Source organism: Yersinia proxima (assembly GCF_902170785.1).
Classification (GTDB): Bacteria; Pseudomonadota; Gammaproteobacteria; order Enterobacterales; family Enterobacteriaceae; genus Yersinia; species Yersinia proxima.
This window is the reverse complement of sequence record NZ_CABHYG010000017.1, coordinates 1-14,681: the sequence shown is the minus strand read 5'-3', so window position 1 is coordinate 14,681 and position 14,681 is coordinate 1. Positions and strand designations below refer to the sequence as shown.

Sequence of the window (14,681 nt, the reverse complement as noted above, 5' to 3'; positions counted from 1 at the left end):
ACTCCTCCCAACCCCAAAAAACAGACTAAATAATGTCACAAGAAAATCATCTCGCGTTAGTCTGCGCCCTCAGTAAATGGGTCGAAACCCATCTGGGGCGAGTCATCTACCTTGAAGAGTTAGCCGTATACTCGGGCTACTCGCTTTGGCATATGCAGAAAATATTTAAAGAAGTAACAGGAGTATCATTAGGTAAATACATTCGAGAAAGGCGTTTAGCGGGTGCCGTTTATCAGCTAAGAAGTAGTGATAGCGCTATTTTTGATATTGCTTTGGATTTTGGCTTTGGTTCACAGTCACACTTTACTTACATGTTTAGAAAACGTTACGGCATCACCCCGTATGACTTCCGGCAAAATACCGATATTGACCTCAATATCGCTTTGCCCTTGCATACTACTCACCAGAAGCTGGCCTAATCTGCTCCATGCCATTATTCGCCAGGATGCAGATATGCGCTAACCGGCGAATATATTCTCAGTTTTTTTTGTAGCAATTCTGCACATCAATGGTTTGTATTTCATTGCGCTGCCGATCCGCCATGTAGGTCATCACAAACATGGTGCTAACAACAATAAGTGCCGCCAACAATAAACCAATTAGTGCAATGATTTTATTGTCATCAAACAAGCTCTTGTCCATACATTCTCCCTAATTTCTATGGCACATCAAATTAACCATAGGATCACAATCAACGTTATTGCAATCAACAAACATGATGTTGTCAGTAAAACTACGAGCGCAAATTGCGCGTCGCCAATCCCCGTTGAATAGTCACTATTCTGGGTGATATTTTCTTGTTTTTTCAAAGCAATACCTACTGGCAAAACACACCAGCCGTAACCCTGCATAAGAAAAATCGCGTTTTATTGGGCGCATTGTTATCAAAATCATCCTAGCGCTAGCCTGATAGCCGGCTTTTCCAACGCGATCCTGTCGTAGTCTGTGTTATAGATCAAGCCCATCCATTGTAAATATAAGGGAATACTGCAAACACATTAAGATAGATAATGTATTGCGATCATAACCCAGGCTTGAGGTTCCGAGTCTATTTTCACTCAGTATCATCAAGTTTATCACACGGTAATAATACCTGTCGCAAGACTATATAGCGCCGCGACAGCTGCAATGAGCGCTACGGCAAAAGCACATTTTTCAATAGCCGAAAAGACTAATTTCTTCTGCTCGCGTTTAGCGATAATAAACAACAAGGTTCCTGGACCGTATATCACCGCCGACAATAAGATATATTTTAAACCTCCGGCATACACCATCAGTACGGCGTAGAAAGTTGCTATTAATGCAATAATAAAATCTTTCTTATGGTCTTTCGCCCCCACAACGTATGTTTCTCGAGTCCAGGCCAATTTCAAGCCATATGCAGCAACCAAGAGATAGGGAATCAGAACCAGTGAGCTGGTTAACTCAAGTGCGAGTTGGAAGGCATACTCGGTGAAAAGCGTAACAATTAAGAATAATTGGATGAAAATATTGGACATCCAAACCGCAGCGGAGGGCACCCCATGTTTATTCTCGCTAGCCAAGACACTCGGCATAATATGGCTTTTTGCTGCACAATAGAGCGCTTCGGCCGCCAGCAGGGTCCATGACAAATAGGCCCCCATCACTGAGATGATCAACCCAATACTGATAAATATGGCACCCCATCGACCAACAATATGTTCTAACACGCCCGCCATAGACGGTTGACGTAAAGCTGCCAGATCAGGTCGCAGCAATACACCATAGGAAAGCATGGTAACCAGCACCAGCAGGCATAAAACGCCGATAAAACCTAAAACGGTCGCTATGCCGACATGTTTTCTTTCTTTAGCATAGCGGGAATAAACACTCGCGCCTTCAATACCAACAAAAACAAATACAGTCACCAGCATAGTACTGCGAACTTGGGAAAATAGAGATTCAGAGCCTGCACCTATTTCCAAGGCCGCATGACCGGTATAACCATAATCGTCCAAATGGGAGAGATCACCTATAGCCCCCAGAGACTGAGTACCCCAGAAATTTAATGCGAAAGTATCGGTGTGGAAAGCAAATGCTAAAACAATAATAAAAATAAATATTGGAATAACTTTAGCAAAAGTTGCAATGGTATTAATCGCCGCGGCCTCTTTGATGCCGCGTAACACCATGAAATGGAAGCTCCACAAAATACATGAGGCAATTAAAACAGCGGATAAAGTATTGCCGTCTCCAAATAGTGGGAAGAATGCCCCGAGTGTTGATTTAATCAGTACAAAATAAGAGACACTGCCGATACATGCACCCGCCCAGAAACCGATAGCCGACGCAAAACCAGCATAGTCACCGAATCCAGTTTTAGCATAAATATAAACACCAGAATCAAGTTCAGGTTTACGTTGCGCCAATGTTTGGAAAACAAAGGCCAGAGTCAACATCCCTCCCCCTGCAATAATCCAGGCGATGATTGCGCCCAATCCCCCGGTAGCACGACCAAATGTCGCAGGTAAAGAGAAAATACCGGCACCTATCATTGAACCGACGACCAGCGAAGTTAATGACCACAGTGATAACTTTTTATTTGAGGAGGCCGCCATATTCATTTCCATTTATATGAGTTAATCCAATGTAAAACAGATTAACCTAATACCAGATTAAGTCCTATAGATGCTATTGCGTGAACAACCTGAATTTTCGGCGCGATCTAACGCATCAAATTTTTAGTTAAATAATAACGATGATACTCATCCACGACATTTTCTAACGTCATCTGCAATTGATAACCCTGTTTTTCATAGAAAGGCCGCGCTTGGAAACTGAATGTATCCACTTGGGAGAACTTGCATCCTCGCTGTATTGCTTCCTGCTCAACTGCCTGCATTAGTTTACTACCTGCTCCAGAATGACGTAATGCATCTGATACCCATAACAATTCTATACTCAGGTAATTACCTAATGTATAGGCAGTAATACCCCCTAACTTTTCACCCTGTTCACCCGTTATAAACACCGCTAATGGATGACGTCCATTATCACCGACAAAATTGCGGTTAAAAGTCTTCAGCCCTGCCATTATTTCAGCTACATCTTCAGTTGCTGGGGTATCCGTCATCGTCAACTTCATTCTCATTGTTCCTCGCTATGAAATGACTAACACAACTCGATTTTATCTTTACTTTCGGCATATTCTCACAGATAAGAATTTTATTATCTGCTAATAACTGGCAAAATAAACGCTATTAAGAACCATTTCGATTTATGATGTCGTAAATCGCTTTCTTGTTTTGTGTTGTCATTTCCCTCTGTAATTGTAAGGACTTCTGATGCTCCGCCGTTTCTTTTCTTATTACACCCCATACAAAGGGCTCTTCTATCTGGATTTTGGTTGTGCAATTTTGGCCGGGCTGCTGGAACTGAGCTTCCCGATGGCGGTAAAACTGTTCATTGATAAACTGCTCCCTAACCAAGATTGGGTGTTGATAGTCTGGGCTGCAACCGGCCTGCTAATGATTTATCTCCTGAATACAGCGCTCATGGCGATAGTTAACTATTGGGGACATGCTCTTGGAGTCGGCATCGAAACGGATATGCGACGCCAGGCATTTAGCCATCTGCAAAAGTTATCGTTTAGCTATTACGACAATATGAAGACCGGCCATATCATCACCCATGTAACGAAAGATTTAGAGGAAGTCGGAGAAATTGCCCATCACGGCCCGGAAGATCTTTTTATTGCAGTGATGACTTTTATTGGTGCCTTTATCCTGATGGCGTCCGTTCATCTGCCACTGGCGCTGCTCACTATTGTTATTGTGCCGTTTATGACCTATTTGGTCAGCCGTTATGGCGCACAAATGACCGATACCTGGCGCCGGCTCTTTGGTCAGGTAGGGAATTTTAATGCCCGAATTGAAGAAAGCATTGGCGGTATTCGGGTAGTAAAAGCGTTCGCAAACGAATCCCACGAGAAGAAATTATTCGCCAAAGATAATGAGGATTACCGTACGACGAAGCTGAAGGCTTACCGCATCATGACCACCAGCATGACCATGAGCTACCTCAGCACCCGTCTGGTGCAGTTGATTGTGATGGTCGTCGGCACATGGTATGTCGTTCATGATCAGTTAAGCTATGGTGGTTTTGTCGGTTTTCTATTGTTAGTCGAAGTGTTTTTCCGCCCGGTAGCAAAAATAACCTCGGTGCTGGAAAGTTATCCGAAAGGAATAGCTGGATTTAAGCGATTCACTCAATTGATTGATACCTTACCCGATATTGTTGATCAACCCAATGCCCGTCCGGTCGGCCATCTTAGAGGCGATATTTGCTACCAGGATGTCAGTTTCGGTTATTCGCCGCAGAGCAAAATCTTTACTCACTTGAATCTGCAAATCCGTGCGGGCGAAACCGTCGCATTCGTCGGGCCATCGGGAGCCGGTAAGACCACATTATGCTCATTACTCCCCCGCTTTTATGAGCTTGATGAGGGAGCTATCACCATTGATGGGATCAATATCCGTGATATGACTCAGCAATCATTACGTAATAATATTGGTATAGTTCAACAAGATGTTTTCTTATTCGGCGGTTCTATCCGTGAAAATATCGCCTATGGCAAGTTAGATGCCAGTGATGACGAAATCATGGCGGCAGCACGACAAGCCCGTCTGGATGAGCTGATTGAAAGCCTGCCGGATGGTCTTGATACTGTGGTCGGTGAGCGCGGAGTAAAATTATCAGGAGGGCAAAAACAACGCCTTTCTATTGCACGTATCTTCCTGAAAAACCCACCGATTTTGATTCTGGATGAAGCGACATCTGCGCTGGATACTGCGACCGAACAAGCTATTCAGTTGGCATTGACCGAACTATCACAAGGCCGAACAACATTGGTGATTGCGCACCGTTTAGCCACCATTCAAAATGCCGACCGCATCATTGTGGTCGATAAAGAAGGTATTGTTGAACAAGGTGACCACCACGAGCTTCTCGCCCGTAAAGGGGCTTATGCCAAACTGCATAATGCTCAGTTCAGTGCAGCTTGATACACAGTAAAAACCCACCCGCAGATGGGCTCGAATGGTAAACTGGAGGAAAATTCAGCCAAAACCATTCCATCGCGGGCTTAAATAGGGTACAAGGACGCCATGAAAATTCCAAAACGAATCCAACCGCTGGTTGATGACGGCTTGGTTGACGAAGTCATCCGTCGTTTAAAAAGTGGCAAAGAAGCAGATGTCTATGTTGTCCGTTGTGGGCAGGATATCCGCTGCGCTAAAGTTTACAAAGAAGCTGAGAACCGCAATTTTAAACAAGCGGTTCAGTATCAGGAAGGTCGCAAGGTACGTAATAGCCGCGATGCGCGTGCCATGGCGAAGGGATCTAAGTTTGGCCGTAAGCAGCAAGAAGAAACCTGGCAAACCGCCGAGGTGGATGCATTGTACCTGTTAGCCAATGCTGGTGTTCGCGTACCACAACCCTATGCCTGCCTTGATGGGGTACTGCTAATGGAACTGGTCACCGATGAAGATGGCCTCGCCGCACCTCGGCTCAGTGATGTCCCGTTTAGCAAAGAACAAGCCCTGATTGACCATGCAATAATGATCCGTTATGTCGTACGGATGCTGTGTGCAGGCTTGGTTCATGGTGACTTATCGGAGTTTAATGTCTTAATTGATAAAGACGGCCCGGTAATTATCGATTTACCGCAAGCCGTTAATGCTGCTGCGAATAACCATGCTAAGGCCATGTTGGAGCGAGATGTGGCGAATATGACACATTATTATGGTCAATATGCCCCGGAATTGCTTGGCACCAAATATGCCAAAGAGATGTGGGCGCTTTATGAAGATGGCAAATTGCACCCTGAAACTCCATTGACCGGTGAATTTGCAGAAAGTACTCAAGCTGCTGATGTTGAGGGTGTACTGGAGGAGATCCAGGCAGTTATTGCTGAAGAACAAGAACGCCTGCGTGAAGCTCAGGACCCTTATTAATCAGTGATAGCATTACAGTACGAAATGAGGGGGTGAGTAGAATATGGCACAACGTCGTTGAATTACCCTGCCCCCTTAAGATACGATTAACTTACAAACTGTTTAAAATTTGCGGTATTTGTCAGTTATTGTTTTTAGCATGCATACTAAAAAAATAGCCGTCACCTACTCGTGATACCCAATGTGAGCCTGGAGTTATTCCTACGGGTCAGCAGCGATATAATAATGCTCTCTTCTCCCCGAGTTCTGGACACAATCACCAGTTTAATTCACGATGTCGAGCCACTTCGGCTCCGTTCAAAGTAACAGATATAAAAACCACCAAAGTGGCTACGCGACTACCGACATTCTCACAACAGATTAACTCAGTGCCACTGTTTCAACCCGGTTTTTCCCTGCGGCTTTCGCGCGATACAGCGCTTTATCCGCTGCCGTAGACAAATCCGCCGCAGTAAGGTGTTCACCTGGATCAGCAACTGATGCCACCCCCACACTAATGGTGACCCGCCCATGGGGTGACATACCGTGGGGAATATCCAGCTCTTCGATGGAATTGCGCATACGCTCGGCCACTGCTTTTGCATCCGTCAACGTACTTGGTGCCAATAAGACGATAAACTCTTCACCACCATAACGCGCTAGAATATCTGACCCACCACGAATAGATTTTGATAATGTCTCAACAATAGATTTCAGACAAACATCCCCCATGGCATGCCCATAGAGATCGTTGAAACTTTTAAAGTTGTCAAAATCAATCATCAAAACAGACAGTGTCCCACCTTCAGCTTGTTTTTTTTGCCAGATACGTTGATAGACATCGTCAAAATGACGGCGATTTGCCACCCCGGTTAACACGTCAGTTTGTGACAACGCTTTCAGGATCGATTCAGACTGTTTCAATTCCGTAATATCAAAAAATGAACCATACCAAATAACAGAACCATCATCCTGGCGGGTCGGGAAAGACTCACCATGCAGCCAATGTATCCCTTTCCCCGGCAGATCCACCCGGAAATCACAACTCCAGACCGATAAATTCTGTTGAGATAAGATAACTTTCTGCTTGAGCATATCCATATCGTCTGCATGGATACGATTAAATAATGGGTTTTTCTCTTTAGGCACATGCAAAACATCGGCAGGTGCAAGGTCAAATATTTTTCTGATCCCCTCACTACAATAGCTAAAATAAGAATCCCCATTATTATTTAAATAATAAGCATAAATCATCGCAGGCAGATTTTTAGTTAACCTATCCAGCATTTGCTTACTTTTTTCCAATTCAATCAGTAAGGTTTTTCTCTCCGAAACATCAGCAATTACACTGATATAACCGACTACACTATCATTTTCGGATGTTATTTCATGGACACTCAATGCGCCCCAGAATCGTGAACCATCTTTGCGTTGATAGCACCATTCACTGGCTTCGCGTCGATTAAGTAACAGATAATCCAGTTCAATTTGGGTTTCACCCTGTTCAGGAATATGTAATATCTTGGAAATAGGCTTACCCAGAGCTTCACTCTTAGAATAGCCGAACATTCGCTCTGCACCCACATTATATATCGCAATACAGTTATCTAAGTCAGTCGTAATAATGGCCACTTGCTTTTCAGCATTCAATAACACATCCAACTGAAGAGTAGATAATTCATTCCTCCCATTTTCTCTCTTCACTGGCTCACCTTTTAAGTGTTGACCAAATACCTTCCTGGCAAGGAAATCCAGGCAGCTATGATAAAAAGAAAATAAAGACATAAAGATAAATCACCTATTATTTAGTGCGCAAAACAAAATAATAAAAATATCATTAACTTACTTAACACCATTAATAATAACATATTGAATTGTAACACAGGATAATGGCTCCGTGTAGGCTCACTATAATAACGCCCCCACTTAGATAAGTAATGACATTTAACTTGATAAAATCATTACAAATCCCGCAAAGAAAACTGAGACATCAATCCGCTATAGTCACAACGATTTATGTTGAACAATTGGAGTGAAAATGAAGACGTTAGTCATGATATGTGTGTCCACTGTATTACTCTTCAATACTGCGACCGGCTATGCGGCGGCCCCTGTGCATAAAGAGATACAAAAACCATCAGATGAGAACTGCAAACGCCCTCCAGAACCACCTAAAGATAAAAATGGCCGCCCATTGCCACCGCCCAAAGATCATAATAATAGTCATACATCCAAAGGCCAGCCTCCCCATGATGGTAAACATGTATGTCCACCGCCACAAGGCAATAAGAAACCTTGAATACTGAAAGTCAATTTTTCTCAGTATAGATATCATTACCACAGCAGATAAATTAAAGTCAGAGTGTCTTTATTTATCTGCTTTTAATTATGAAGCTAATTTCATCATAATGCATGGTACGTTAACTAATAATTATTTCCAATTTACCACAGAATCACCCCCCCCTAAACCTGGCAATAAATAATTTTATAGTCCATGCTAAATAATGAGAAAAACCTCACTATTACATATCAACAATACTTCACTAATGATAACAGACCGAAAAGGAAATAATCATGTTATATAAATCATTGCTTAATATAGCCATCATCGCTTTTATCCTGACAACAGTAACAACGGTATTTGCCTCCTCCACAACACCGAATGATATGACTTGTAAAGAATTCCTTGACCTTAATCCCAAAAGCATGACACCAGTAGCGTTCTGGGTTATGAATGAAGATACTCGGTATAAAAAAGGGGATTATGTGGATTTTAACGAAACAGACACGGTATATACCCCAAAATTTATTGATATATGTAAAAAATCACCAGATAAAAAAATTTCTGACATGAGAAAAGATGTTATGACAGCAGCCAAATAATGAATGTAATATAATGCTAAGCCTCACCTTTGTGAGGCTATTGTAGTTTGTAGTTATTATTAGGGAGTTATTATGCGAAAAAAGAGAATAATATTGGCCACATTACTGATACTACCACTCAGTCAAGCTCTGGCCGTTGAATGTAAAAATGCAGTAACACAACAGGATATGAATCGATGTGCAAATTCAGATTATAAAAAAGCCGATGCTGAACTTAATCGGACTTACAAAGATCTTCTCGCCAAAACAACGCCAGACCAAAGGGCATTACTAAAAAGCGCGCAATTGACCTGGATAAAATACCGTGATGCTGACTGTACTTTCCAGTCATCAGCCACCGAAGGAGGCTCAGTGCATCCGATGATTATTTCTGCTTGTTTGGCCCAGAAAACCGAAGAGCGTAACGCGCAACTAAAATCATTTCTTAATTGCCCAGAAGGAGATTTGAGTTGCCCGCTGTAGTATCAATCAAATCTACGACGGGTATTGCCTCAACATTGAGGGAGCTAGCCCATAAGTGTTTTTAAAGCAATTACTAAAGTGGCTGGCGGAGCTAAAACCGCACGCCAAAGCAATATGAATAAGTGGCATCGCGCTATGTTTTAATAATTGCTCGGCACGACATAAACGTACTTTTAGCACAAACTGATGCGGTGCCAGCCCGGTACTTTGTTTAAACATTCGCGCAAAATGGAACTCACTCAGCCCCGCCTGTGTAGCCAAGTCTGACAAAAGTAACGGTTGCGTAAGATTATAATCGATATATTCCTTTACCCGCTTTAATACTACTGGGGCCAAACCACCGCGAATAGCAGGAATAGCCCACTGCAGCTGGGTATAATTTTTGAGCAAATGGGTCATCAGCAAAGTAGTTGCACTACTGAGTGCTAAATGATTAGCCTGTTCTTGCCAATCACAATTAAGTAAAAACTGGCGATACAACAGTGTTATTCGTGGGTCTTCGGCGAAAACACGTTCATCAACCTGAATAGATTGAGGGCTACGTTCCCAGATCTGCTCTGCCAATTGGCGCAGATGCTTATCAGTACAATACAAATGAACAAACGATAAATCATCCCGCACATCCCAGCTCGACAAACTATCTTTTGGCATAATGCAAAAACGATCCGGCCCTCCGCCATTTTTCCATCCGGTCCGCGTTTTGTGATAACACTCATAGCCATCTGCAACATACAAACTCAAAGTATGATGGTCCGGACTTTCCTGCGTGACACAGTCATGACTATTAGACCAGGCGGCTAATTGAATACCCGAGCCAAGTTGCACACAATCATGCAAACGAGCCTTATGTTCTTTAAGGGTTTCAAAGGCCTGATACTGTTCCAACATCGTACTAACATCCTGTGGTAAAGCGAATGAAATCAGTTTAATGACTTGCTGTGCCACAAACCATATTTTCCAGTTATTAATCTCAAAAATGCGCAAGATTTTGCAACTCACCGCAACCTACTGAAAGCACTTGCAGCCCGACAGATAGATACTGCAGTTTTCAGGAATGATGAGAAATAATAATGAACGTACTACTTTATTTGTTGGTTGTATTTATTTGGGGAACGACGTGGATTGCGATTACCCTGCAACAACAAGGTAATGTTGCGATTACTGTATCCATATTTTATCGATTTGCCTTGGCCGCTGGCGTCATGATGATTTTTTTACTGCTCGCCCGCCGTTTACGCCATCTTACGTTACGTGACCACCTATTTTGTGCCGCTCAAGGTTTTTGTGTCTTTGCTTTTAATTTCTACTGTTTCTATCATGCGGCAGCTTATATTAGCAGTGGCCTGGAATCAGTTATTTTCTCCATGGCGGTACTGTTTAATGCCATTAACGGCATGATTTTCTTCCGCCAACGCCTCAGCCCTAGTCTGCTCCCTGCCAGTATTTTGGGGATGGTCGGTATTATCGCCCTGTTCTGGCAAGATCTCACTGTGACTCAAATATCACCCGAACTACTAAAAGGAATTGGCCTGAGTTTGCTTGGAACTTACGGTTTCTCTCTGGGTAATATGATAAGCAGTCGCCATCAGCGCCGAGGGTTGGATATTCTATCAACTAATGCTTATGCTATGACTTATGGTGCTGTATTGATGGGTTTTTTCAGCCTTATTCAGCATTACTCTTTCACGATTGAACTGACTTCAAGTTACCTTGGTTCTTTGTTGTATTTAGCTATTTTTGGCTCTGTCATTGCCTTTGCCGCTTATTTCAGTTTGATTGGTCGTATCGGAGCCAGTGGCGCAGCATACAGTACGTTGTTATTCCCTCTGGTGGCACTCACGATTTCAACTTTCTATGAAGGCTATCACTGGCACTTGAACGCCATTATCGGTTTACTACTCATCCTATTAGGTAATTTGGTGATGTTCTCCAAGCCGCGTATGGTGCAATCCTGGTTTAAACGACCATCACTAAGATAACCCCCATTACTGTTCAATAAATATCGAACAGCGACACAAAATGCACCCCAAATTCTGAGGTGCATTTCATCTTTACAAGCAAATCGTTATAATTGCGATGCTTGCTGGCTATTACCTACAGGGCCGACATTATGTCGTTCTTCTTGTTTACCAATACCGAGTCGGTAAACAGCCAGGATCATGACCGAACCAACCAAAGCAATGGCACCCAAAAGATACAAACCGGCAACCGAAGAGTTAAAAGTACTTTCTGCCCAGACCCGAATATTCGGAGCAACAAATCCACCCAGGTTTGCCAGCGAGTTAATCAAAGCAATACCTGATGCCGCTGCTGCACCGCCTAAATAGCCGGTAGGGAATGTCCAGAATATAGGTTGTACCGCCAATAAACCTGCGCAACCGATACACAAAGCAATGAAAGCTAATAACGGTGTTCCTGCTAACATCGCTGAACCAGCAACCCCTGCAGCCCCCGCAAATAAGGTCAATGAAGCAACCCAGCGACGTTCTCGAATAACAGTGGAAAAATGCGGAATATAGTAAGCCGCAATTAATGCACACAGCCATGGAATACCGGTCACTACCCCAACCAGGAATCCAACCTTGGTTCCTAAAATATTCGCCACTTGTGTTGGCAGGAAGAATGCAATCCCGTATGAACCAACCTGGATAGTAAAAGCAATCAGGCACAGAAAGATAACTTTAGGATCTAATAATGCTTGCAAGATACTCTTAGGCCCATGACTCAACTTGTCGTGCTCTTCTGCATTCATGGTTTCACACAACACATCTCGTTCCTGTTGGGTGAGCCAGGTACAGCGCTCATCTGAAGGCCGGTCATCAAGATAGAAATAAGCCCAAATACCGACTAATATCGTTAATAATCCCGTGATCAGGAACATAATTTGCCAACCGTGCAAACCAAACGCGCCGTGCATTGATAACAAACCACCCGACAAAGGCCCGCCCAGAATAAATGCCAGTGGTGGCCCAAACCAGAAGAAACCAGCCACTTTGGCGCGCACATTAATCGGGAACCAGAATGTCAGATACAACATGACACCGGGCATAAAACCGGCCTCACATGCGCCTAATAAAAAACGTAATACGTAGAAACTGACTTCTGAATTAACAAACATCATGAGGGATGAAATTGCCCCCCAGGTAACCATAATCCGTGCCAGCCAAATACGCGCACCATATTTAAACATAAATATATTGCTGGGCACTTCAAATATGGCATAGCCAATAAAAAATATACCTGCACCAAAAGCATATGCAGCATTACTTAGCCCAGTATCCAACTGAAAAGTATCTTTCGCAAAACCGATATTAGCCCGGTCAAGATAGGCCATGATATACATCATTGCCAGAAAGGGTAATAATCTTCTGACTGATTTCTTTATCGCTAACGATAGCAATTCGCTTTTATCGTTTGGTGACATTTGCCCACTCCTCAATCATTTCTATGATGGCAAAGCGGCCTTTTATAAAATCAACTTATTATTATAAAAAACATGCAGTTATAAAACACATGTAGTTATAAAAACAGATTGTTATAAAACAAATTATTATAAAAGGCATATTTTTGTTAGCTACGCCATTCTTCACCATGGGGATACTCAAATCGTGCCAGCGACTCTTCTTTCATCGTGACGCTATAACCTGGTAATTTTGGCGGCATATAGCGCCCACGATTAATCGTTATTGGCTCAATAAAGTTTTCATGTAAGTGGTCAACATATTCCAGCACCCTTTTATCCAGTGATGCTGATACTGCGATATAATCGAATAAAACAATATTCTGTGAATATTGGCATAAACCAACACCACCACCATGTGGACAAACAGGAATATTAAATTTGGCGGCCAATAGCAATACTGCTAATACTTCATTTAACCCACCCAATCGGGCTGGGTCTAATTGGCAGAAATCAAGACTACCTGCCTGGAACATCTGTTTGAACATCACCCGGTTATGTGCATGTTCTCCGGTTGCGACACCAATCGGCGCGATTCGTTGGCGAATGGCTGCATGACCTAAAATATCATCCGGACTGGTCGGTTCCTCAATCCACCAAGGATCAAATGCTGCCAGTCGGCGCATGTTTTCCACCGCCTGATCAACATCCCAAATTTGATTGGCATCCATCATTAATTTGTAATCCCAGCCTAACTCTTCGCGCAAAATAGTGGCACGACGGATATCTTGCTCAATATCAGCTCCCACTTTTTGCTTCAAATGCGTCCAGCCATCGGCAACAGCTTGCCGTGCTAACGTTCGCATTTTTTCTTCCGAATAGCCTAGCCATCCGGCGGCAGTGGTATATCCAGGGAAGCCATCGCGCAGCATTTCTTCCTCGCGCTGAGCTTTGGTAGTAGAGACTTTGCGCAACATCGTAATCGCTTCTTCCGGTGTCAACACATCTGTCAGATAAGTAAAATCAACACAATTAACCAATTGCTCTGGTGACATATCCGCCAGTAGTTTCCATACTGGTTTACCTTCCTTTTTGGCCCACAGATCCCAAATAGCATTAATGATCGCTGCAGTCGCCAGGTGGATAACCCCTTTTTCCGGGCCAACCCAACGTAGCTGGCAATCCCCCGCCACCAATTCATGCCAATAGCGACCAAAATTAGCGGTAATATCTTCCAGGTAGCGGTCTTGAACAAATAACGCAGACAATGATTTTACCGCCTGCACGCAAAGCTCATTACCACGGCCAATAGTGAAAGTCAGACCATTACCCACCAAATCATCATTGGCATCCGTTCTTAATGTGACATAGGTAGCAGAATAATCCGATATGGCATTCATCGCATCAGAGCCATCCAGATTTTTAGAAGTAGGAAATCGAATATCTTTGACTTCAATATTAATTATTTTGCTTTTCATCTTATTCCTCGGTTTAAAAAACAGTCATTACATGCTGTCAATACATTAAAGATGTACTTGTATCGAAAAATATTCCCTGGCAGGCTAATTTATCGATAGGTATACCGGGTATCTTTACTGAACTTAGTGAAGTTAATTCATAAATACACTATGGATACATTATTAATCTTGTACTGTACCTTTCTATTTACATAACGAAAGGCCATTACAATATTAATGTTATTAATAATAAGTTTATGCGGAAACTTATTATTTATAATGTCCCCTCGCTACTAAATTCGAGATGCCATTTAATTCTCCTTCTCACTTTCGGTAATAACTCATGTCTATCAACTGATTTTGAGGATAGTGGGATAAATATCCACTTCATGTTTTTTATGACAAATTCGTGCGGTATCTACTATTTTGCTGTTTTTAATCTGCTTTTAACGTGCTTTTTATCCGCTTTTAATGAGCTTAAAATCAACAATAAAACATGACGAAATCAAAAATAATCATTAATAT

15 protein-coding genes are annotated in these 14,681 nt (G+C 42.7%); 7 read left to right on the top strand and 8 right to left on the bottom strand.

The genetic code is table 11. From position 1 onward, the window contains the following. Positions 1–32: 32 nt before the first annotated feature. Positions 33–419, top strand: a complete 387-nt coding sequence (locus FTB31_RS16160; RefSeq protein ID WP_050077454.1) for a helix-turn-helix domain-containing protein — start codon at positions 33–35, stop codon at positions 417–419. 58 nt (positions 420–477) lie between these two features. Here the strand turns inward: FTB31_RS16160 and FTB31_RS16155 are convergent, their stop codons facing one another. From FTB31_RS16155 to FTB31_RS16140, 4 genes are all read right to left on the bottom strand, one after another. Further along, a complete protein-coding gene (locus tag FTB31_RS16155) occupies positions 478–642 on the bottom strand; it encodes a hypothetical protein (protein ID WP_050077453.1) in 165 nt (54 codons plus the stop codon). 26 nt (positions 643–668) lie between these two features. Then, positions 669–851 (bottom strand): hypothetical protein, encoded by a 183-nt coding sequence (locus tag FTB31_RS16150; protein ID WP_050077452.1) that lies wholly within the window; start codon positions 849–851, stop codon positions 669–671. Positions 852–1,076: 225 nt separating this feature from the next. Further along, positions 1,077–2,579, bottom strand: a complete 1,503-nt coding sequence (locus FTB31_RS16145) for an amino acid permease (RefSeq protein ID WP_050077451.1) — start codon at positions 2,577–2,579, stop codon at positions 1,077–1,079. Between the two features lie 107 nt (positions 2,580–2,686). Next, a complete protein-coding gene (locus FTB31_RS16140) occupies positions 2,687–3,106 on the bottom strand; it encodes a GNAT family N-acetyltransferase (protein WP_050077450.1) in 420 nt (139 codons plus the stop codon). A gap of 199 nt (positions 3,107–3,305) precedes the next feature. On the opposite strand from FTB31_RS16140, the gene FTB31_RS16135 reads away from it, so the two are divergent. Together FTB31_RS16135 and FTB31_RS16130 are read left to right on the top strand one after the other, a co-directional pair. Beyond that, the gene (locus FTB31_RS16135) at positions 3,306–5,024 is read left to right on the top strand and encodes an ABC transporter ATP-binding protein (protein ID WP_050077449.1); all 1,719 of its coding nucleotides are present in this window, start codon (positions 3,306–3,308) and stop codon (positions 5,022–5,024) included. Positions 5,025–5,126: 102 nt separating this feature from the next. Then, positions 5,127–5,975, top strand: a complete 849-nt coding sequence (locus FTB31_RS16130; RefSeq protein ID WP_005158129.1) for a PA4780 family RIO1-like protein kinase — start codon at positions 5,127–5,129, stop codon at positions 5,973–5,975. Positions 5,976–6,335: 360 nt separating this feature from the next. Here the strand turns inward: FTB31_RS16130 and FTB31_RS16125 are convergent, their stop codons facing one another. Further along, positions 6,336–7,739, bottom strand: a complete 1,404-nt coding sequence (locus tag FTB31_RS16125; RefSeq protein ID WP_175631714.1) for a sensor domain-containing diguanylate cyclase — start codon at positions 7,737–7,739, stop codon at positions 6,336–6,338. A 253-nt stretch (positions 7,740–7,992) separates the two neighbouring features. On the opposite strand from FTB31_RS16125, the gene FTB31_RS16120 reads away from it, so the two are divergent. From FTB31_RS16120 to FTB31_RS16110, 3 genes are all read left to right on the top strand, one after another. Further along, on the top strand, positions 7,993–8,253 hold the full coding sequence (locus FTB31_RS16120) for a hypothetical protein (RefSeq protein ID WP_050077446.1): 261 nt from the start codon (positions 7,993–7,995) through the stop codon (positions 8,251–8,253). A 275-nt stretch (positions 8,254–8,528) separates the two neighbouring features. Then, a complete protein-coding gene (hdeB, locus tag FTB31_RS16115) occupies positions 8,529–8,837 on the top strand; it encodes an acid-activated periplasmic chaperone HdeB (RefSeq protein ID WP_227731590.1) in 309 nt (102 codons plus the stop codon). 72 nt (positions 8,838–8,909) lie between these two features. Then, positions 8,910–9,299, top strand: a complete 390-nt coding sequence (locus FTB31_RS16110; RefSeq protein ID WP_227719791.1) for a lysozyme inhibitor LprI family protein — start codon at positions 8,910–8,912, stop codon at positions 9,297–9,299. 12 nt (positions 9,300–9,311) lie between these two features. Here FTB31_RS16110 and FTB31_RS16105 read toward each other — a convergent pair whose 3' ends face one another. After that, entirely contained in the window at positions 9,312–10,187 is an 876-nt protein-coding gene (locus FTB31_RS16105) for a helix-turn-helix domain-containing protein (protein ID WP_050077612.1), read from the bottom strand. Between the two features lie 182 nt (positions 10,188–10,369). On the opposite strand from FTB31_RS16105, the gene FTB31_RS16100 reads away from it, so the two are divergent. After that, entirely contained in the window at positions 10,370–11,278 is a 909-nt protein-coding gene (locus FTB31_RS16100; protein ID WP_050077443.1) for a DMT family transporter, read from the top strand. Positions 11,279–11,364: 86 nt separating this feature from the next. On the opposite strand, the gene FTB31_RS16095 is transcribed toward FTB31_RS16100, so the two are convergent. Both FTB31_RS16095 and FTB31_RS16090 read right to left on the bottom strand, forming a co-directional pair. Next, positions 11,365–12,723: an MFS transporter gene (locus FTB31_RS16095; RefSeq protein WP_050077442.1), complete on the bottom strand. Its 1,359-nt coding sequence runs from the start codon at positions 12,721–12,723 to the stop codon at positions 11,365–11,367. 146 nt (positions 12,724–12,869) lie between these two features. Then, positions 12,870–14,177, bottom strand: coding sequence for an enolase C-terminal domain-like protein (locus FTB31_RS16090; protein WP_050077441.1), 1,308 nt, complete (start codon positions 14,175–14,177; stop codon positions 12,870–12,872). Positions 14,178–14,681 lie beyond the last annotated feature (504 nt).